We start from the raw sequence: 19815 nt of genomic DNA, 5'->3' as shown, positions 1-19815 counted from the left end.
CGTCATTCTAAACTTCGTGATCGTTGCTGCCGCTGGTCAGGACGCTGGAAGCCCCGAGGTGACGGAGGCGCCCGAGCAGGCGGCGCAACGACTGGTCGGGCCTCTCGCCAGCCGTGTCGAGGATGATGTGGTCCCGATCCCACGGCTGATATTCGCGGTCGAGCACCTGCTGCCATTCCGGCAGCGGCAGGTCAGGGATGTCGACCGATCGCGAAACGACACGGTGCCGATGCTCGGCCGGATCCGAGCAGATCACCTCGATTTCCACCGCGCCGACACCGGCATCTCGGGCAGCGCCCAGCCAGCTGTCGCGAGTGATCGACAGTGGGTTCACGGATTCGGCGATCACGGTCAACCCCTGCCGAAGATGCTCCCCGGCCAGCGCGTACCCCACTACATAACCGGCAGGCCCCACGGGATGCTCGGCCAGACCTGATCGAACGATCGCCTGCTCGATGGTGTCGACCCGCAGATGCACGCCACCGATCCGCGCCGCCAATAAGCGCGCCAACGTGGTCTTACCTGCCCCTGGAAGTCCGCCGATGACGATGAGCATGCGACCCATCCTGCCAGCGGCCCGCAGCCGACCAGAGCTGCCGACAATCGCTGCCGATCCACACTCGGGAGAACCCCGATCAATCGAGGAACGGTATCGGTTGTGCGGCGGATCGGTGGAGATGCTGGTCGTCGGTCTCACGGGCGGCGCGTAGCTGTCGCATGCTGGCGGACAGAGGTCGGCCCCAGCACCCCGGAGAAGGGAGATAGACGGTGGCATTGGGACGTCGTCGGCTGTTGATCGGCTTCGCCGGTGCGGGTGGTCTTGCCTTGGCCGGATGGGGGTGGGCGCGAGAACTCGCGCCGCCACCCATACCTGCCACAATCCGATTCGACCCCACACCCGGCACCCACGATGTCGAACCGCGCAGTCTCGGCACGGTCACCGTCACCGACGGGACGCTGCGATCGGTCGAATGGATCGATGAAACGGGCAGATCGCTGCCGGGCGTATCGGCACCCGATCATCGAACCTGGACCAGTGCCGAACCACTCGGCTACGGACACACCTACACCGCGAAAGCCGTCGCTCAGGGCGAAACCGGCGACGTCGCCGCGACGACAACCTGCACCACCGTGCGACCGCAACAGATCATCGACGTCTCACTACGCTCGTCGAATCTCGTCGAGCTGGCCGAAAACGACACCTACGGAGTAGGTTTCGTGCTCGTCGCCCATTTCGACGAACCCGTGGACCGGACCGCCGCGGAACGCTACCTGAAGGTCACCACCCAGCCCGCCGTCGCCGGCGCCTGGTACTGGCTCGACGATCAGAACGCACACTGGCGGCCGGAGCACTATCACGCACCGGGAACCAGGATCACGATCGCGGCCGAGTTCTTCGGCCGCGCGCTCGGCGACGGCCGTTACGGCTCGCGTGACCAACAAGTTTCAGTGACCATCGGACCTGCGCACGTCGCGGTCGCCGACGACGACACCAAACAGATCGAGGTCTTCGACAACGGAAACCTCGTGCGCACCATGCCCACATCGATGGGCATGGGCGGCACCGCGGTCGTCGGCGGCAGAGTCATGTCGTTCTGGACTCGCCCCGGCATCTACACCGTGCTGGACCGCAACGACCCGGTGATCATGGACTCCGCCACCTATGGCCTGCCCACCAATTCCGCGCTCGGCTACCGCACGAGCATCAACCACGCGGTCCGCATCAGCCACGACGGAATCTTCGTGCACGAATTGGCCGCGAGCATGTGGGCCCAAGGCAACACCAACGTCTCACACGGCTGCCTGAACCTCTCCCCCGCCGACGCCACATGGTTCTACGACTTCGTCATCCCCGGCGACGTGGTCGAGGTCCGCAACACCGGCGGCGAACCCCTCGATATCTGGCACAACGGCGATTGGAGCATCCCGTGGACCGACTGGCTCCGCGGTGGCGGCCACACGTGACCCGAACGAGAAAAGGCGGCCGATCCGGCGCACGACACGCGAGCAGGTGTCCCGGCCGGATCGCCGACGGTGATTCATCCGATGCGGACGACGCTCTTGCCGCGGGTCACTCCGCCGGCCAGGTTCGCGATCGCGGTCTCGACGTCGGCGAGGCCGTATTCGGCGGTGATATCGATGCGCACCGACCCGTCGGCGACCAGCGCCATCGCGCGAGTGGCGCTGTCGGCGAGTCGCTGCGGGTGGGTCTGGCTGCCCAGATTGCTGTTGTAGGTCATCAGCGACTGGCCGTGCATCAGCAGGTCGTTGGCCGAGACGGTGACCGGTTCGAAGGTGCCGATGTTGCCGTAGACCACGATCCGGCCATGGGCAGCCAGCCGGGCCAGGCTCGCGACCCGCGTCGGTCCTCCGATCGGGTCGAGGATCACGTCGAAGGTTTCCGCACCGATGCCATCGGGGAACTGTTCTCGCGTCAGCACCTCGTGGTAACCGAACTGACGCGCGTAATCGACCTGACCGGAGTTGCCGACCACGCCGACTATCCGTTCCGCGCCGGCGGCAGCGGCGAACTGCCCGGCCAGTGATCCGACACCACCGGCTGCGGCGTGGATCAGCACACGGTCCCCGGCCCGGACCCCGCCGACGGAATCGATCAGGTCGTAGGCGGTCGGAGTCACCCATCCGAACCCTGCCGCGGTGGGTGCGTCGACGCGCGAGGCATTGATCGCCAGCACCGAAGGCGCGGTCGCGACCTCGGCGTAACCGCCCCCGCCGACCAGCGCGACGACCTGCTCACCGATCCGGCCTTCGTCCACGCCCTCGCCCACCGCGATGATCTGGCCTGCGGCTTCGAAGCCCGGCACGAACGGGCGCGGCACCGGAAAGTGCCCGCCACGCACCAGCACGTCACCGTACTGCACCCCCGCATAGGCGACGCGGATCGCGACCTCGCCCGGCGCGGCCACGGGCTCGTCGATCTCCGAGATCCGGAAGGTGTCATCGGTGTCCAGCACAACAGCCTTCATCACATACAACTTTCTGTGTTGACTCAGTATCCTGATACTGAGCACTTAAGCAGTATCAGGATACTGAGTCAACTTAGGGAGTTGTGACATGGTCGACGTGCCCGTCGAGGAATACGTGTGCACGCGCATTCGCCGAGCCGAGCAGGCGCTCATGGCCCACCATGAGGCGGTGCTACGCGGTTACGGACTGACCATGACCCAATACACGGTGCTGCTGATCTTGTCCCGCGACGACGCCATGTCCGGCGCCCAACTGGCCCGCGCGTGCGGGGTCACGCAGCAGAGCATGGCGACTGTCTTGACCGGCATGCAGAACAAAGAGCTCATCGACCGGCAACCGTCGCCCGTCCACGCCAAAGTCATGATCGCTACCCTCACCCCGACCGGCCGCGACCTGCTCGACCGCGCCTATCAGGAAGTCATCGTGCTCGAACGCGCCCTCACCGATCGATTCACCCCCGACGAACACAAACAGTTCTGCGAATTCCTCGACCGCGCCACCGCGACCCTCATCGAGCAGACCCACACCACACTTCGCTAGCTGAGCAGGTTCAGTAGCACGTGGGGGTGCTCGGGCGATGCCGGGCATGCGCCGATGACCGGTCCCACAGGTCGCGGATCGTGATCTTGGTGGGGTTGCCGCCGGCCAGACTGTCGGCGGGCACTGTCGTGGCAGGAGGGGCTGGGCGGCACATCACTCACGACGAGCGCCTACGGCAAGTCGAAGACGTCGGCGGGCTGTTCGTTCGAGGGCGCCGGGATATCGACACGGTCCTGGCCATCCCAGTGTGGAGGGACCGCTGCAACGGAAGTAGCGATTACTGCTTGCGCACAACCAATTCCAGCGCGATGTTGTCCGGATCGCGGAATTCCAGAATGTACATGGGGCCCAGGTCTTTCACTCCCGCGTGCGCGATGCCGAGTTCGTCGAGCAAGGCAGCCGCCGAATCGAGATCCGACCGAGTGGCGAGGGCGAAAGCGAGGTGGTCGAGTCCTACTCGATCTTCGTCGAACTCGTCACTGGCGACCGGGCGAAGTCCGAGCAGTGCATCGCCCATCTGGTAGATCACACCGCCGAAGAGGAACCCATATCGTGCACGGGTGGCCTCGTCCGCGTCCGCGGGACACTCCCAAGCGATCGGCCATCCGAAGACAGCGTCATAGAAGGCCCGGGATCTGTCGACGTCGGTCACTGTCAAGCGGACATGGTCGAACGAACTGGTGGAGATCGGCATGATCGAGATCATGTCATGATCACCCGGCTCGGTTCAGGCGACCAGACCGCGTGATCTTGTCACTCCGCCGCCGGCGATCTCGCGCATCCACCGTGACGCCACGAGCGAGGTCCGCAGCCGGCAGGCGAACGGTCTACGGCTGAGGCATCGGAGGCCGGCTCGTGCCCGGCCCGCCGATACCTGTCCCGTCAGGCCGGTGACGTGTCGACCTGGCCGAGATGCCGCGCGAAGAACCGTGCGGCGCTGTCGACCTCGAACCTCGGTACCTCGAAATGCCCGCCCGCGTTGGCGTGCAACGTCTTTTCCTTCGAGGCGAAGGCGTCGAACAACGCGAGACCGGATCGACGGTCGAGCAGCTCATCGTCCCACTGGAGCAGGAACTCGATCGGGACGGTGATCTGTGCCGCCGCCTCGACCAGGGATTCATGCCCCAGGCAGCCGAAGACCGCCGCGGCGATTCTGGGTTCGACGGCCGTCAACGGCACCCCGATCCCGGTACCCTGCATGATGCCCCAGAACCCGACCCGCCCGTCGGCGCCGATCTGCGGCAGTTCCTGCAGGGCGTCCAGCGTCACCTGCCATTCCGGCACGGCGCGCTCGGCCAGGTAGGTGTGCAATTCGACGATGATAGGGCCGATCGGCTCGCCCGCAGCCTGAGCACGCCGGAGGACTGCGATCCGCTGCTCGTCCTCCGTCGTTCGCGGCCGGTCGCCGTGTCCGGGTGCGTCGATGGCGGCGGCGTGGAAACCGTAGCCGGTCACGAAGTGGTGCGCCCGGCCCACGATGCCCGGTGCCCTCTTATGCTGGCCGCCGCTGTGCGCCATGAGCACCAAGGGTGCGGGGCCGGAGCCGGATGCGGGCGAGAAGAGCACGCCGGGTACCTCACCCACAGTGAAGTCGCGTTCGATGACACCGTTCAACGGTGTCTCCGCAGTGAAATTCACAGAACGCATAGGTTATTGCCTTTCGGGATTGCCATGTTCGCGGCGCTCCCGGCGACACCTACGTCAATCGCCCAACCGTGAAGAAGATGTGGAGCACCCACTGGATACAGCGTTGATGGGTCTCACCTCCTGGGGCAGTGTCACGGACTCCCGGACGCTACCAGCCGGGCGGCATGGCGGCCAACCTTTATAGCGCCTGCGGTGGCTTCAACCACTGATGTCGCTCCAGTGCGGCGTCGTTCCAGTAGCGGGCGTGTCAGGTCGCCATTGTGCGCAACAGATCTCCGATCTCGTGGACGGCCGATCGGTGTGTGTGGTGTGCGGAAGATGGTCTTTCGGCCCCACTCGAGGTGACGATCAGCCGCACCGAAGCCCGCCACGCCGGTCATACGCTTCGGGGGTGCCCGCCGGGGCACGCCACGATCAGGGGCAAGGAGAATTCCATGGGCCAGCAGCAATTCGACGATCCGCATCATGTCGCCACCGCCAAGGTTGTCGTCGGCGTGGATGGTTCGGCGGGTTCGTGGACAGCCCTACGGTGGGCAGCGGAATTCGCCGCCGACCGCGGGCGCGAACTCGAGATCGTGCACGGGCTGGACCTGGTCGGTACCAGCTGGATACTCGGCGACTACGAGGTGCTGGTCCCGTCGATTGTCGACGCAGTCCGCGAGCAGGGAAACGAAATGCTCGCCCGCGCAGAGGATGTCGCGCTGTCGCTTGCACCCGGCCTGCGTGTCTCGAGGCGTACGTCCACCGACACCGGCAGGCAACTGCTGATCGACCACAGCGCCGAGGCCTACGCGGTCGTGCTCGGCGCGACCGGCGACACCGGGACATTGACGCACCTGGGCTCCACTTTGCTGGCTGTGACCGCACACGCCGAGGGCACGGTGATCGTCGTGCGCGCAGACTCCGCCACACCGGAAACGGTCCATCGTTCTGGCCCGGTGGTGGTCGGTGTGGACGGCAGCCCGGTCGGGGAATCCGCCATCGCGGCCGCTTTCGCAGAGGCCGCCGCCCGTGATGCGGAGTTGGTCGCCGTGCACGTCTGGAGCGATTGGGATTCCAGCCGGTTCGCCGGCGAGCTCGGCCGACTCGACGCGGTCCGCGAGGACATCGAGCGTGCGATCCTTGCCGAGCGGCTGGCGGGCTGGCAGGAGAAGTTCCCCGGCGTGCGCGTCACCCGCAAGGTGGAGATGGCGGCCCCCGGTCCGCATCTGCTGTCGTGGTCGAAGGATGCGCAGTTGCTCGTCGTGGGCAGCCGCGGACGCGGCGGTTTCGCGGGCATGCTCCTCGGCTCCACTGCCAACAACCTCGTTCAGCATGCCTCCTGCCCCGTCATGGTCGTTCATCCCGCCTCGGCCGACGACTGACGAGAAGCGTTCATCCAGAACCATCGGATCTCACACTCGTCGTTTCGCATGCCGTGCGGGTTCACGGTGAACCCGCTGTCGGCACTGTCCGCCGGAAATCTGTCCAGCGGCGAGCCGCGATATCGTCCGCGGCGGAGCCTCTCGCCTGCGAATGCTGCCCAAGCGCCTCAGCATTCGGGACCGACGCCAGGCAATACGTTCGCGCGAATCCCCAGCGAGCGCATTGCCCGTCATGGTCGCCCACGTGGGCGCGAAGAAGGCGGAATGACATGGGCAGGATCCAGCGCCTTGGTGAACGGCGCTCGGTCGAACGCGGTACCACCGCCTCCGCCCGGACCGCGTCGACGCCGACTTGCGGGGTGAGGTCCTCGGCTGGTGGGAGCGACGCCGAGGCGGGAGAGGAAGCGCCGGTCACAAGCCTCGCGGTTTGTTGTACGCCTGGTGAAGGACAGTCGTCCCCACAACAGTGGTTATGCTGTTTGCTAAACTCTGCAAACAACGTGCGATCGTGGGTGCCGAGATGCCGTCGGTAGGACTGGAAGGATTGGTCGTCGATGCCGGGACTGCAGCGCCCGCTCTATCAGATGAAGGCCGACTTCTTCAAAACACTCGGGCATCCCGTGCGAGTGCGGGTGCTCGAACTGCTCAGCCAGCGTGAGCACGCCGTTTCGGAGATGCTGGCCGAGATCGAGATCGAGGCGGCCAACCTGTCTCAGCAGTTGTCGATCCTGCGACGCGCAGGCCTGGTGACAGCTCGCCGCGAAGGGCTGTCGGTGACCTACGAGTTGACAACCCCCGAGGTTGCCGAGCTACTGGCCGTCGCACGGGCCATACTCACCGGCGTCGTCGCCGGCCAGGTCGAAGCTCTCCAATGACCGCCTGACCGTGGCCATGGGAGGGCGATGCTCGACACTGATTGCATATTTTCTAAACTAGATACCTAGCAGCTTTCGAAGGAGTGATATATCGTGACCCGTCACCTGAACGCGACCGCGCAGGCGCCGACCGACCATGAGGGCATCCTGGCGTGGGTCGCCGAAGTCGCGGAGTTGACCGCACCTGATCACATCGTGTTCTGCGACGGCTCCCGGGCGGAATGGGATCGGCTCACCGGACTGCTGGTGGAAAAGGGCACCTTTGTGCCGCTCGCGGCAAAGCCGAACTCATTCTGGTGCGCGTCGGATCCCGACGATGTGGCGCGAGTGGAGGATCGCACCTTCATCTGCTCGGAACATCGCGAGGACGCCGGCCCGACCAACAACTGGGTCGATCCACTGGACATGCGCACGGTGATGACCGAGCACTATCGCGGGGCCATGGCGGGACGGACGATGTATGTGATCGCGTTCTGCATGGGGCCGTTGGATGCCGAAGACCCGAAATACGGTGTGCAGTTGACCGATTCAGAGTACGTGGCGGTGACGATGCAGATCATGACCCGCTCCGGCGCGCTGGTGTGGGACAAGCTCACCGATGGGACAGGCTTCGTGAAGTGCCTGCACTCGGTCGGCGCGCCACTGCGAGAAGACGAGGCGGACGTGCCGTGGCCATGTGACGCGACCAAGTACATCTCACATTTTCCCGAGCGCCGGGAGATCTGGAGTTACGGCTCTGGGTACGGCGGCAACGCGCTGCTGGGCAAGAAGTGTTTCGCACTGCGCATCGCCTCGGTGCTCGGGCGTGAGGAGGAATGGCTGGCCGAGCACATGCTGATTCTCAAACTCACCTCGCCACAGGGAAAGGTCCACTACATCGCCGCCGCGTTCCCGTCCTCGTGCGGTAAGACCAACCTCGCGATGCTCGAACCCGCCCTCCCGGGCTGGAGAGCGGAGACGATCGGCGACGACATCGCGTGGATGCGGTTCGGAGCTGACGGCCGACTGCACGCGGTGAACCCGGAGGCTGGGTTCTTCGGTGTCGCTCCGGGAACCGGAGCGCAGACCAACCCGAACGCGATCGCCACGATCAATGCCGGAAATTCGATCTTCACCAACACCGCACGCACCGATGATGGTGACGTGTGGTGGGAGGGCTTGACCGACACTCCGCCCGCGCACCTGACCGACTGGCAGGGTCACGACTGGACCCCGGATGCGGAAAGCGCGGCCGCTCATCCTAATTCCCGCTATTGCACTCCGATCCAGCAGTGCCCGTCGGTGGCGACGGAGTGGGACGACCCGGCTGGGGTGCCGATCTCCGCGATCTTCTTCGGCGGCCGGCGCAGCTCGACGGTGCCACTGGTGACCGAGACCTTCGACTGGGCACACGGGGTGTTCACCGCATCGGTGCTGTCGTCGGAGACCACTGCGGCGTCGACGGGAGCGGTGGGTGTGGTGCGTCGGGATCCGATGGCGATGCTGCCGTTCCTCGGCTACCACGTCGGCGATTACTTCGCGCACTGGCTGAGACTCGGCGCCGCCGCCGATCCCGCGATGCTGCCGAAGATCTTCCAGGTCAATTGGTTCCGCCGCAGTGCCGACGGCAGCTTCCTGTGGCCAGGATTCGGCGACAACGTGCGCGTCCTCGCGTGGGCCCTCGATCGCTTGGACGGTGCCGCCGGTGCCGTGGAGACCCCGATCGGGTTTGTCCCAACTGCCGAGGCCCTGGACTTGACCGGCCTCTCGGAGCGAGCCCGGGAACGGGTCACCGCGGCGCTGGCGGTCGAGATCGACGAATGGGTAGCCGAGACCGCATCGATCGACGAGTGGTACGCCACCATCGGCGGCAATCGGCTGCCCGACCAACTGCGTGCACAGCTGGCCGCGCTGAAGTTGCGTCTGGCCAGAGCACTGTGAACGCGCTCGCGCTACTGCCGCGCTGGTCGGACTGGAAACCTGCGCTCCGCTCGCCCGGCACGGACCTGGTGTCGGGTCTGATCGTCGCCTTGGTGGCGCTGCCCCTCGCACTCGGCTTCGGAATCTCCTCCGGGCTGGGCGCGGCCGCTGGACTCTCCACCGCTGTGGTCGCGGGCGCGATCGCGGCGGTGTTCGGCGGATCCCGCTTCCAAGTGTCCGGGCCCACGGGCGCGATGACGGTGGTCCTGGTGCCGATCGTCGGCCGGCACGGCGCGAGCGGGGTGCTGACCGTGGGGCTGCTGGCCGGCCTTGTGCTGGTGGTACTGGCCTTCGCCGGGGTCGGGCGGGCTGTGCGCTACATGCCCGCACCGGTGATCGAAGGCTTCACCGCCGGCATCGCGGTTGTCATCGCGCTGCAACAGGTCCCGTCCGCGCTGCAGGTAGCGCACGCCGAGGGCGAGAAGGTGTGGCAGTCGGCATTCGACGCTGTGGGACAATACATTTCGCACCCGCATCATTTAGCGCCCGCGACCACGCTGACGGTGGCCGCGGTCGTCCTGGCCGGTGGGCGGTATCTGCCGAAACTGCCGTTCTCGTTGATCGCGGTGGCCACCGCAACCCTCGCAGCGCAGGTGCTCGATCTGGACCTGACCCCCATCGGAACCATTCCCTCCGAATTGCCCGCACCCACACTCGGATTCGTACACTTCGATCAGTTGGGGTCGCTGGTCGCGCCGGCACTGGCAGTGGCGGCGCTGGCCGCACTCGAGTCCCTGTTGTCGGCGACCGCCGCCGATGCGATGGCCGTGGGCACCCGCCACAACCCCGACCGCGAACTGCTCGGGCAAGGCGTGGCGAACATCGCAGCTCCCCTGTTCGGCGGGGTGCCTGCCACTGGTGCGATCGCTCGCACCGCGGTCAACGTCCGTTCCGGTGCCCGCACCCGTCTGTCCGCGCTGACCCACGCCGTCGTGCTTGCCGCGATCATCTACCTCGCCGCACCCCTGGTGGCGAAGATCCCACTGGCAGCCTTGGCAGGTGTGCTCTTGGCGACGACCGTAAGGATGGTGGAGACCGCGTCGCTGGTCGCGATCGCCCGCGCCTCACGCGGGGATGCGGTCGTCATGGCGATCACCTTCGGCGTCACCGTCGCCTTGGACCTGGTGACCGCGGTCGCCGTCGGCGTCGGCATCGCCACCGTGCTCGCTCTGCGGTCGGTGGCGAAAGAAGCCCGGCTCCAGCAAGTCCCACTCGAGCACGACGACAGCGGCCACTTGGCCGAGGAAGACGACCTGCGGCACGACCACATAGTCGCCTATCGCATCGATGGCCCCGTGTTCTTCGCCGCCGCCCATCGGTTCCTGCTGGAACTGGCCGACGTTTCAGATGTACGCGTGGTCATCCTGCGCATGTCCGGAATCACCGCCTTGGACACCACCGGCGCACTCGTGCTGAAAGACGCCATCGGCAAACTCGAACAGCGCCACATCACCGTCCTGATGTCCGGTCTACGCCAAGACCATCGAAGCCGCCTGGCCGCGATCGGCGCCCTGCCCGCAGGCGGCGACGCGCACATCTTCGCCCACACACCCGAGGCCATCGCTCACGCCCGCGGATACACACGAAGCCCCGCCGGACAAAACATATGAGCCGGTCTGGCCTACGCCGACACTCGCGCAGCGCATCCCCGACATGCGCGGCGCGAGGCCGTCGGGATCGATGTCGGCGTAGGTGCTCGACGACCTCGGCGCGACGGCATCATCGCGCTGCCATCCGTCGACCCCTTGCGGCCCGGGCGGCTACTTCGCCTGGATCTTTGCGATGCGAACACCGACGACGAGAGCGGTGACCGCCACGACGCCGATCACCGTCGCCAGCCGGTTGACGTCGACAGCAGGCGTCCAGCGCACATGACCGTTCTTGACCACGAAGGCGCCGACCGGTTTGGCCCCCAGACCGAAACCGCCACCCGCCCCTTCCTGCCCCGAGTTGTCGGTGCCTTCACCGGAGCCGCCGCCACCGGAGATCGCGGCGGCCGCGATCACCGTGGTTCCGTCCCGCTCGACCGGCTCCGCATACACCCGCGTGACCGTCAAGGAGTCCTTCGCCGTGGCCAGTACATCCGCGACCTTCATCTGCCTGATCTCCGTCCGTCTTGCTGTCGAAACGCCCGCGCTCGGGCCACTTCAAGCTTCGAGAGAGGCTCAGGCCGGGCAAAGAGTCCTCCGACCCCCTCGCTGGGGCGCAATGGCATTCGTCGGTAGCGCGCTCTCCTCGAAGCGACCGTGGTCGAAAGTCCCTCGGCGCGAGGCGCTTCGGCACTGCTGCCACCGACGTCCTCTCCGTAACGTCGAGGTTCCGCAGGTAGGCCCTTGGAGGATATCGAGATGCTGGCGCGAGTCGTCTATGAATCAATGTTCGGCAACACCGCCGCCATCGCCGGGGCGATCGCCGAGGGTCTGCGCGCATACGCCACAGTCGAGGTCATGGACGTCGCTGCGGCCGCCCAAATGAGCGCGGTACAGGTGGATCTGCTGGTGGTCGGCGCGCCCACGCATGCCTTCGGACTGAGCAGACCACGCACCCGACGCGACGCCGCCGAGCGGACCACAGCAGCAGTAGCCGTCGATATCGGAGTCAGGGAATGGCTCGACGCGGCGTTCACCGTTCCGGCGGGCAGCAGAGCTGCGGCGTTCGGCACCAAAGCCGCCACTCCAGCGTGGCTGCCGGGGTCGGCCGCGCGCGGCGTGGCGAAACGGTTGCGCCGTTCGGGTTACGAACTCGCGGACGATCCGATGGATTTCCTCGTCACCGACATGACCGGGCCACTGGCTGATGGCGAACTCGAGCGGGCACGCGCATGGGCGCAACGGCTGGCGTGCGCCGAACTCGACCGGGTCGCTCACCGCAGCTGATATCCGGGTCCGCCGCTCGACCGGTGCCGCCGGTGTAGGGATCGGAATCCCGTACGCCCGCTGCGGGGTGATGCGGCGGCCGAAGCCGTGGTGACAGAGCCTCGATTCGTACACTTCAGGAGAACAGCATGACCGAGCGACGAAAGGGGCCATCCATGGTCAAGGTCTTTCTGGTCGATGACCATGAGATCGTCCGCCGCGGCGTCGCCGACCTCGTCGACCTCGAGCCGGACCTCGAGGTGATCGGCGAAGCGGGCAGCTACTCGCAAGCGCTGGCCCGGATCCCCGCCCTCCGCCCCGACGTCGCCGTGCTGGACATGCGGCTGCCCGATGGCAACGGCATCGAACTCTGCCGCGAACTGCTCTCGGCCGCCCCCGACCTGCGTTGCCTGATCCTCACCTCCTTCACCGACGAACAGGCCATGCTCAACGCCATCCTCGCCGGAGCCAGCGGATACGTGGTCAAGGACATCAAGGGTCTCGCGCTCATCGATGCCATCCGCGCCGTCGGCGCCGGTAACTCGCTGCTGGACAACCGTGCAGCCGCAGCGCTCATGGCGAAGCTGCGGTCGGAAGCGGAAGCCAAGACCGGACCGCTCGCCGGTCTCACCGACCAGGAGCGCACGTTGCTCGCCCTGCTGGGCGAAGGGCTCACCAATCGGCAGATCGCAAGCCGGATGTTCCTCGCGGAGAAGACTGTCAAGAACTACGTGTCACGACTGCTGGCCAAGCTCGGCGTCGAACGCCGCACCCAAGCCGCAGTGCTGGCCACCAAATTGGAACAGCCGCGACAGCCGTCCTGAATCGGCGGTGCGGTCTCCCCCGATCGGTCCGATGGGCACCGGCACGCCTCCGAGCTGCGTGAACGCGACGAGCGCCCCTACAGACGGGGTCGGTTTCGACAATAGCCCGCAACCCGGAAATGGATAGTCCACCTCTGGATACCGCTACCCAAGGCCATGATGGCAGCCTTCGCCGACCATGCGGCCCTGGCTCTGCAGTTGGCCGACACCCAGCGCCGGATGCGCGAAGCCGTGGTGCGGCACGCGGCCGCGAGCACCGTAGCGGTCGAATTGCAGATCAAGGACGACGTCACGATCGAGGTGACGGACAATGGCTCGGGCGTTCCGGAAGACAACGCACGTCTTAGTGGACTGGCGAAGCTGGCCGCGCGGGCCGAAACCGCCGGTGGCAGCTTCAGTATCGCCAACCCGCCCGATGATCGGAGCTACAACGCCACACCGGACTTCGGTCCTGCGGCCGAGCCACACGTCGACCTTGGTCCGGTCTTACAGGGACCTAGGACTCTGCTTGCCGGTTTGCGGGCAGGGCATGGTGATGACGGGCGCGGCATCCGCCCAGCCGCAGCCCATTTCCACCGAGACGAGGGAATAATCATGAGCGACAACGCATCCGGCCGGCCCTACCACGCCGAGCCGGGAGAAAGCCTCGCCGACCCGTACAACATTCCGGGCATCGTGCTGTTCATCACCGGAGTAGCGATCCTGGCGACCACACTCACCACAGCTGGATCGGGATTCACCGGCTGGGTGACTCTCGGGGCCGCCGCCACCGTGTTGTGCTTCGCCGCCAGCGTCGCGGTGTTCTGGTTCGAGCACGAGCGCCTGCGTCGTCTCGCTCGACACCGCTCCCCGCTTCGGGCCGAGTCGCGGCCGAACCCGCAGGGCCGCACGTAACCGCGGCGCGGTACCGGCTTCACCGCCCACAGGCCATCATGGCGGTCGCCGACTTCCTGACCGGTCAGCCCATCAGGACCGTTCGCGGCGAAATACGGGACCTACGGCCCCTTCGGACACCGGCCCTCGACCCCTACCGTGACAATATGAACGAGCAACCGACTGGAGAAACCATCCAGCGAGCCGTCCTGCTCGCCGGCCGGGCGCCGTCGCTGCACAACAGCCAACCCTGGCATTGGACTTACGACGGTCACACCCTGCGTCTGTTCGCCGTGCCCGGACGCATGCTCCCAGCGACGGACAAATCGGGCAGGCAGCTGCTGATCAGCTGCGGTGTCGCTCTGGACCATCTGCGCGCCGCGATGGCCGCCGCGGGCTGGCGCATCCACCTCGCCCGCTTCCCCGATCCGAACCGCCGGGAACACCTGACCAACATCACGTTCGAACGGGCTCGAATCGTCACCGAAGGCGACCGTGCACGAGCTGACGCCATTCTGCGACGGCACACCGACCGGCTCCCGTTCCAGGCGCCTTCCGGATGGTCCGACTTCGAACAGGTGCTTCGGTCCACCTTCGAACCATCCGCAGTCACACTCGACGTGCTCCGCGACGACAGTCGTCCCGCCCTGGCCTGCGCCTCGGAGATGACCGCCGCCCTGCGCCGCTACGATGCGGGCTATCACGCCGAATTGTCATGGTGGACCGGGCACGTCGTCGCCGAGGCAGGGGTACCGAAAGAGGTCCTGGTCTCGCCGGAGGAGCGGCAGCGAGTCGGTGTGGCCCGCACGTTCCCCGCCGCCCCCACCGGCGACCGGCGCGGCCAGGTCACCGACGACCATTCGGTCATTCTCGTTCTGTCGACCAGCAGTGACACCCCCGACGACATGGTGCGTTGCGGAGAGGTCCTGTCCACTGTGTTGCTGGAGTGCACACTCGCGGGCTATGCCACATGTCCACTGACGCATCTCACCGAAACGCCACAAAGCCGAGCGGTCGTGCGTGAGCTGATCCGCCATCCAGCTTTGCCACAGGCGCTGATCCGGGTCGGCATCGCGCCCGAACCGGAACAGAGCATGCCGGCGACACCGCGTCGGCCGCTTCACGAGATCCTGGATATGCCCGAATCCGTACGCCCGGCTCGGTGACCTCGTAGCCGAGTCGCCGAGCACGTGAACGTTGCCGGGTTCGATTCGTCGACTGCCGCTGTACAACCGGCACCACCCCTCATCCCCGAACGCTCACGTCGACCCAGGAGTCGGAACTCATGAGAACAGTCGCGATTGCCGCAGCCGGCGCATCGGCCCTCGCCGGGCTCGCGATAACCTATCGGGCCTTCTGGCGCACCAGATGCTTGACCTGGGGTGCCGCAGCGGAGGAGATTGCCCGAGTCATGCCCGGCGACGAACTACTGGTCGACACCGACATCGTCACGACGCGGGCGATCACGATCGGCACCGCCGCGGACGCGATCTGGCCGTGGCTGGTTCAGCTGGGACCGGGCCGTGGCGGCGCGTACACCTACGATTGGCTCGAGAACATGCTCGGTCTCGACATGCATAGCGCCGAGCAGATCCTGCCACAGTTCCAAAACCTCGCCATCGGTGATGATCTCACCCTCGGCGAGTCGGGCCCGCGTATGCGAGTCGCGGCTTTGGAACCCGAACACGCATTGGTCTTCGCTTCCGATGACGGCCACTGGGTCTGGGCATTCGGGCTATACCCGATAGATGGAGCCACCCGGCTGGTGAGTCGCAACCGCATCGCGCTCACCGGCTCCTCGAAGCTGACCCGCGGGCTCTACCAACTCGTTATGGAACCGGGGAGTCTGGTAATGGAGCGCAAAATGCTGCTGGGCATCAAACAGCGCGCCGAGCGGCTGGCACCTGGACGCTCACTCGCAGGGAGCAACGGCACTGCTCAGTCTGCTTCCTGCGGCGACGCCGCTCACCGGCGCGGGCTGAGCAAGACCAAAGGGATCTGACGGGTGGTCCGCTTCTGGTAAGTCTGGTACCCCGGGTACGCTGCGACGACCTCTGGCCACCGCCGGTCGCGTTCCTGTGGGGGGAGCACGCGGGCAGTCATCGGTTGCTTCGCGCCGTGCTGGAACGACACCTCGACCGTGGGATCGGCACACAGGTTGTGGAACCAATCCGGGGAGATGTCGTCTCCGCCCCGCGAAGCGACGATCAGATAACTGTCGCCCTCCACGACGGGAACGGTGAGGATCACGATGCGCGGCAACCCTGTTCGCCGTCCGGTCGTGGTGAGAGCCAGGGTGGGCATCTTCTTGAATCGAGTGCCGGCACGGCCGCCGCTGATGTCGAGCAGCTTGCGGTGCGCGGTGGTCACGGTCTTGAGGTACAGATCGGTGGCCGCGCGAAAGCGGCGGGTATTCGACATCGGGTACTCCTCGGTCGGTCCGGATCGTCGGGAACGATGGTCCGGGTCCGACTTGTGAGCGACCAGTGAAGCGTCAGCGCTCGATGCGTTCGGCCGCGGCCGCGATCCAAGTGGGGTTGCCGCAGCGTTGGGCGACGTGGAGCGCGGCCCGGTAGTGCGCGGCGGCGAGTTCGGCGTCGCCGCGCCGGGCCGCCAGGTCACCGAGAACGGTGTCGACCGGACCGACCGCGTAGGAACCGGTGTCGGCGCCACCGAGCCGGTCACGGTAGGGAAGCAGATCGCGGTAGAGCGCGGCGGCCTCGGTGGGCGTGCCCAGTGTCGCGACCGCCATACCGCGCAGTGTGAGGAACAGCGATCGGAACACGTCGTCCCGGATCGGCCGGGCCCGGCGCCGGATCCGCGCCGCTTCCGCTCGATCGCCGGCCGAGAGCAGGGCCAGCACCAGGAAATCCACCATGGCGTCGACGGTCGCGGGGACGGCGCTATCGGCGAATGCGCCGGCCATCTCGGCCAGTTCACCGGCGCGGCCCTGGTGCAGCCGCACCACGAACAGCGCCATGGCCAGGATTCCGCCCGCATTGAAAATGCCCGCGCGGGTCAGCAGTTCGTTGGCACGCAGATAGTGCTGCTCGGCCGTGTCGGGATCACCGGTCATGAGCGCCACCAGCCCGCACGCCATAGCGTTCGCCACCTGCGCCTGCCGCCACTGATAGCGGTCTGCCAGCACGGTGGCCGCCTGGAGATGCTCGCGGACGGCGGCGATGTCAGCCGCGGACGCGGCGGCCTGAACCGCGACCGTGTGGCCGAGGAGCAGGTAATCGCTCCGGTCGGTGCGTCGCCCGACCTCGATCAACTCGGCTCCGAGCGGGCCGCGCTCCGGCGAGTCGTACAGCGAGGCCCGCGCTTGCAGTGCGGGAGCGAGCAGGGCGTCGTCGCCGAGCTCGCGGGCCAGAGTTTCGGCCTCGGCGGCGGCCACCGCCGCGCGTTCGCCGGCCTCGCCGCCGATCTCGTCGACAAGCGTCACCAGCAGTCGGCACCGGTCGGCGGGAGCGAGGCCAGGGGAACGCAGTGCGTCCTCTATCCAACCGACGACCCGGTGCTCGACCACGCCGTACTGTCGATTCATCCACGGGGTGGGTGTGTCCCAAGCGGTGAACGCCCGTACCAGCAGATCGACTCGGCCTGCCTCCTCCGCCAGCGCCGCGGCCCGGTGCCGAGCGGTTCGAGCGGCGAGCCCGGCGCCACCGGCGAGATGACTGCGACCCGCCCGGCACAGCATCGCGACCCGTTCCTCGACGGTGCCAGCGCCGGTGTGACGCTCGAGCGCGGCGGCCGCGCGTTCATACCCGGCCGCGGCGACGTCGTGGGCGTAGCGCCGCTCGGCCCGTTCGGCTGCCGCCACGGCGTAGTCGGCGGCCCGCCGTGCCGTCTCCGGGTTCACCGACTCGCCGTAGTGGTGGGCCAAAGCCGCGAGATCGCCCGGATCGATATCCTCGATCGCGGCGGCGACCCGCCGATGCCATCGGTCACGGCGGATCCGGGAGAGGTCGCCGAGCAGCGTGTCCCGAACCAAAACGTGCGTGAAACGCGCTCGGCCGCTGGCCGGTTCGTCCAGGAGCCCGGAGAGCACCCCCGCTTCCACCGCGTCGAGCACGTCGTCCTCGGGCACCTCGGCCGCGCGCACCAGCACCGCGACATCGAACTCCCGGCCGATCACCGCGGCCAGACGCAGCAGCGCCACCCCGGTCTCGGGAAGCCGGGAAAGCCTGCGGCGCAGTACGTCCCGCACACCCTCCGGAACGTCCGACGCGGCGACCAGCTCGCCCTCGCTCTGCAGCAGACGTGCGACCTCGATGAGATAGAACGGATTCCCGCCGGTGCGCTCGTGCAACGTCCGGACCACAGCGGCCGCCGGTGTGCTGCCGGTCAGGGCGGTGATCAGGCGACCGCTGTCCTCGACGCCGAGGCCGCGCAGGCGAACCCGGGCGCGGACGGTGGTGGCAAGGGCCGCGAGCGCGTCTGCCAACGCAGGCGGCACCTCGTCGGGGCGGTAGCCGATCACGACGAGCCCGGGTACCTGCGTCGCCACCGCGGTGAGCAGCGCCGCTGTCTCGCTGTCGCCCCGATGTACGTCATCGAGCAGGATGGCCAACGGGGCTACGGCGGCGACGGCGCTCAGGTAGCCGCACACCGCCCGATGTAGCAGGAAACGGCCATGGTCACGGTCGGCGTCCTGTGCACCGGCGCCGTCGGTGAGCAGCGGCGCCAGGGCGGGCGCGAAGCCGCCGGGATCGTGCTCGCGGGCCAGGGCGCGCAGGATCTCGACCCATGGCCAAGCCGACGGAGCGGCGTCGTCCTCCGGGCAGCGTCCGATCACCACCCGGTGCCCGTTCGCGCGTAAGGCCGCGCCGAAGTGCTGCAGCAGAGTGGATTTCCCACTGCCGGCTTCACCCGCCACAGTCGCCGACCGAGGGCCGGCACCGGCGGCCGCGTCGCGTAGCGCGGCGAGTTCTCCGGTTCGGCCGAACAGTCCCGGATTCGGCTCGGCCTGCGGGGCGCTCGCGGCCGCTGCTGACGTGGACGGTGTCTGCGGGAGTGGAATCGCCCGCTCGCGCAGCGGGATTCGTTGCGCGAGGATGTCCGCCTCCAGCCGGGTCAAAGCCGGACCCGGATCTATGCCGAGTTCGTCCGCGAGAACGTTGCGGGCCTGGCGCAGGGCGCTCAGCGCGTCGGCTTGGCGGCCCGCCCGATATCGAGCCAGCGCTGTCAGCCGCCACGCCTCCTCCCGCAGCGGGTGCTCCTTGCTCAAGACCTCGGCCTCGGCAGCGGCGAGCGCCGGCTCGTCGAGCTCGAGCAGGGCTGCCGCGAGTTGCTCGCGTGCGCGCAGCCGTAATTCCTCCAGCCGCGCCGCTTCCGCGGTCGCCCACGGCTCCGCCGCGTAGGCGGCGTAGGCGGGGCCCTGCCAGCGGGCGAGCGCGCGGTCCAGCGTGCGCCGTCGCTCGCGCGGATCGCCCTGCTGCCCAGCGGCGTCTAGTTCCGCGCCGAAGAGCCATGCGTCCACGTCCTCGGTGGCGAGACGGACCGCGTAGCCGGGGGTCCGGCTGATCAGAACGGTGGCGGGTGTGCGCGGCGCCCGCTGCGGCTCCAGCAACCGCCGCAGGTTGGAGACGTAGGCCTGCAGTGCGCCGAGTGCCCGCGGCGGCGGTTCACCCCGCCACAGGTCATCGATGAGGCGATCGACCGGCACGACCTCGCCCCGTGCGACCAGCAGCCGCGCCAGCACGCCACGTTGCCGCGGACCGCCGAGATCGAGTTCGCCCCGCTCGTCCGCCGCGGTCAGCGCGCCGAGCACCCGGATCCGAACCATGACGCGCCAAGTCTAAGACCGACCCCCATGCAGTGCCTTACAAGTGGGCTGCAAGCGGCGGGCCGCACAGTCGTCGCAGTTCACCACCGCGACAGGAGCACC

General features: G+C 67.4%; 18 protein-coding genes. 11 read left to right on the top strand and 7 right to left on the bottom strand.

All coding sequences use genetic code 11. The features are described from left to right. Nucleotides 1-7: 7 nt before the first annotated feature. Nucleotides 8-556: an AAA family ATPase gene (locus ACFV2O_RS15170; protein WP_379252263.1), complete on the bottom strand. Its 549-nt coding sequence runs from the start codon at nt 554-556 to the stop codon at nt 8-10. 212 nt (nt 557-768) lie between these two features. Here ACFV2O_RS15170 and ACFV2O_RS15165 point away from each other — a divergent pair, with 212 nt between their 5' ends. Beyond that, nucleotides 769-1965, top strand: a complete 1197-nt coding sequence (locus tag ACFV2O_RS15165; RefSeq protein WP_379252262.1) for an Ig-like domain-containing protein — start codon at nt 769-771, stop codon at nt 1963-1965. Between the two features lie 74 nt (nt 1966-2039). Here ACFV2O_RS15165 and ACFV2O_RS15160 read toward each other — a convergent pair whose 3' ends face one another. Further along, nucleotides 2040-2987 (bottom strand): zinc-binding alcohol dehydrogenase family protein, encoded by a 948-nt coding sequence (locus ACFV2O_RS15160; RefSeq protein ID WP_379252261.1) that lies wholly within the window; start codon nt 2985-2987, stop codon nt 2040-2042. A gap of 88 nt (nt 2988-3075) precedes the next feature. On the opposite strand from ACFV2O_RS15160, the gene ACFV2O_RS15155 reads away from it, so the two are divergent. Then, entirely contained in the window at nt 3076-3528 is a 453-nt protein-coding gene (locus ACFV2O_RS15155; RefSeq protein ID WP_379252260.1) for a MarR family winged helix-turn-helix transcriptional regulator, read from the top strand. A gap of 277 nt (nt 3529-3805) precedes the next feature. Here the strand turns inward: ACFV2O_RS15155 and ACFV2O_RS15150 are convergent, their stop codons facing one another. Both ACFV2O_RS15150 and ACFV2O_RS15145 read right to left on the bottom strand, forming a co-directional pair. Further along, a complete protein-coding gene (locus ACFV2O_RS15150; protein ID WP_379252259.1) occupies nt 3806-4222 on the bottom strand; it encodes a VOC family protein in 417 nt (138 codons plus the stop codon). 188 nt (nt 4223-4410) lie between these two features. After that, a complete protein-coding gene (locus tag ACFV2O_RS15145; RefSeq protein ID WP_379252529.1) occupies nt 4411-5166 on the bottom strand; it encodes an alpha/beta hydrolase in 756 nt (251 codons plus the stop codon). A 443-nt stretch (nt 5167-5609) separates the two neighbouring features. On the opposite strand from ACFV2O_RS15145, the gene ACFV2O_RS15140 reads away from it, so the two are divergent. From ACFV2O_RS15140 to ACFV2O_RS15125, 4 genes are all read left to right on the top strand, one after another. Further along, nucleotides 5610-6539, top strand: a complete 930-nt coding sequence (locus tag ACFV2O_RS15140) for a universal stress protein (protein ID WP_379252258.1) — start codon at nt 5610-5612, stop codon at nt 6537-6539. Between the two features lie 554 nt (nt 6540-7093). Next, nucleotides 7094-7414 (top strand): ArsR/SmtB family transcription factor, encoded by a 321-nt coding sequence (locus ACFV2O_RS15135; RefSeq protein ID WP_379252256.1) that lies wholly within the window; start codon nt 7094-7096, stop codon nt 7412-7414. 93 nt (nt 7415-7507) lie between these two features. After that, nucleotides 7508-9334 (top strand): phosphoenolpyruvate carboxykinase (GTP), encoded by a 1827-nt coding sequence (locus ACFV2O_RS15130; protein ID WP_379252255.1) that lies wholly within the window; start codon nt 7508-7510, stop codon nt 9332-9334. Further along, nucleotides 9331-10983 carry a SulP family inorganic anion transporter gene (locus ACFV2O_RS15125; protein ID WP_379252254.1) on the top strand — a complete coding sequence of 551 codons (1653 nt, stop codon included), beginning with the start codon at nt 9331-9333 and terminating at the stop codon, nt 10981-10983. The genes ACFV2O_RS15130 and ACFV2O_RS15125 overlap by 4 nt, the downstream gene beginning before the upstream one ends. A gap of 150 nt (nt 10984-11133) precedes the next feature. On the opposite strand, the gene ACFV2O_RS15120 is transcribed toward ACFV2O_RS15125, so the two are convergent. Then, a complete protein-coding gene (locus ACFV2O_RS15120) occupies nt 11134-11469 on the bottom strand; it encodes a spore germination protein GerW family protein (RefSeq protein ID WP_379252253.1) in 336 nt (111 codons plus the stop codon). 252 nt (nt 11470-11721) lie between these two features. Here ACFV2O_RS15120 and ACFV2O_RS15115 point away from each other — a divergent pair, with 252 nt between their 5' ends. The 5 genes from ACFV2O_RS15115 to ACFV2O_RS15095 all read left to right on the top strand — a co-directional run bounded on the left by ACFV2O_RS15115 (nt 11722) and on the right by ACFV2O_RS15095 (nt 15927). Beyond that, nucleotides 11722-12249: a flavodoxin family protein gene (locus ACFV2O_RS15115; protein ID WP_379252252.1), complete on the top strand. Its 528-nt coding sequence runs from the start codon at nt 11722-11724 to the stop codon at nt 12247-12249. Between the two features lie 155 nt (nt 12250-12404). Next, nucleotides 12405-13052: a response regulator transcription factor gene (locus ACFV2O_RS15110; RefSeq protein WP_364425703.1), complete on the top strand. Its 648-nt coding sequence runs from the start codon at nt 12405-12407 to the stop codon at nt 13050-13052. A gap of 159 nt (nt 13053-13211) precedes the next feature. Continuing rightward, nucleotides 13212-13946 carry a hypothetical protein gene (locus ACFV2O_RS15105; protein WP_379252250.1) on the top strand — a complete coding sequence of 245 codons (735 nt, stop codon included), beginning with the start codon at nt 13212-13214 and terminating at the stop codon, nt 13944-13946. Between the two features lie 146 nt (nt 13947-14092). Continuing rightward, nucleotides 14093-15091: an Acg family FMN-binding oxidoreductase gene (locus ACFV2O_RS15100; protein WP_379252249.1), complete on the top strand. Its 999-nt coding sequence runs from the start codon at nt 14093-14095 to the stop codon at nt 15089-15091. A 119-nt stretch (nt 15092-15210) separates the two neighbouring features. Further along, on the top strand, nt 15211-15927 hold the full coding sequence (locus ACFV2O_RS15095) for an SRPBCC family protein (RefSeq protein WP_379252247.1): 717 nt from the start codon (nt 15211-15213) through the stop codon (nt 15925-15927). Here ACFV2O_RS15095 and ACFV2O_RS15090 read toward each other — a convergent pair. Then, complete coding sequence (locus tag ACFV2O_RS15090) at nt 15891-16346, bottom strand: nitroreductase family deazaflavin-dependent oxidoreductase (protein ID WP_379252246.1); 456 nt, start codon at nt 16344-16346, stop codon at nt 15891-15893. The genes ACFV2O_RS15095 and ACFV2O_RS15090 overlap by 37 nt on opposite strands. A 73-nt stretch (nt 16347-16419) precedes the next feature. Then, on the bottom strand, nt 16420-19713 hold the full coding sequence (locus ACFV2O_RS15085) for a BTAD domain-containing putative transcriptional regulator (RefSeq protein ID WP_379252244.1): 3294 nt from the start codon (nt 19711-19713) through the stop codon (nt 16420-16422). Between the last annotated feature and the right edge of the window lie 102 nt (nt 19714-19815).

The sequence above is a fragment of the Nocardia sp. NPDC059691 genome (genome assembly GCF_042733915.1).
GTDB classification, from domain to species: Bacteria; Actinomycetota; Actinomycetes; order Mycobacteriales; family Mycobacteriaceae; genus Nocardia; species Nocardia sichangensis.
The sequence above is the reverse complement of the archived record's forward strand: the minus strand, read 5'-3'. Positions and strand labels throughout refer to the sequence as shown.